Raw genomic sequence first — 473 nt, 5'->3', positions numbered from 1 at the left:
AAATGTTTTCGAAAACATTTTATTGTAGATTGTCACTTCCTGATTTAATTACTACTGTTTAGATTGATAACTGTGACCCCACTCAATCTTTTTTAGCGGATTTAAATAATGGTTTTTAACAGGGAATAAAACAGCGAAGCGTCAGTGTTAGAAATGTATTTAATAAATATAAAAAAGCCCTCATAGGAGAGGGCTAGTTAACGGCTATATTTTCTTAATTATGATTTGAAAGCACGTTGACGTACTTTTTCTAAACGCTTGAGGATACTATCAAGACGATCTGGTTTAACCATAAATTCTTGGAAGCCTTTCATTGCTTCTTTGGCCATCGCTGGATCTGTGTCTCGGTCAAAGAACTGTGCAGTACCATCGGCATTATTAAGCATCTCAACACCTTTGTTTAGGAAAGGGTTATCAACTACATGTGCTTTCTTATTAGGTGGGATTTGCAATAGTGCTTTATTCACCAAGGT

At 35.5% G+C, this 473-nt stretch carries 1 pseudogene; it reads right to left on the bottom strand.

The features are described from left to right. Window positions 1-218: 218 nt before the first annotated feature. Window positions 219-473 (bottom strand): annotated as a pseudogene (locus tag DS885_RS00665) (carbohydrate ABC transporter substrate-binding protein); the annotation flags it as partial.

The sequence above is a fragment of the Psychromonas sp. B3M02 genome (genome assembly GCF_003318165.1).
Taxonomy (GTDB): Bacteria; Pseudomonadota; Gammaproteobacteria; order Enterobacterales; family Psychromonadaceae; genus Psychromonas.
The sequence above is the reverse complement of the archived record's forward strand: the minus strand, read 5'-3'. Positions and strand labels throughout refer to the sequence as shown.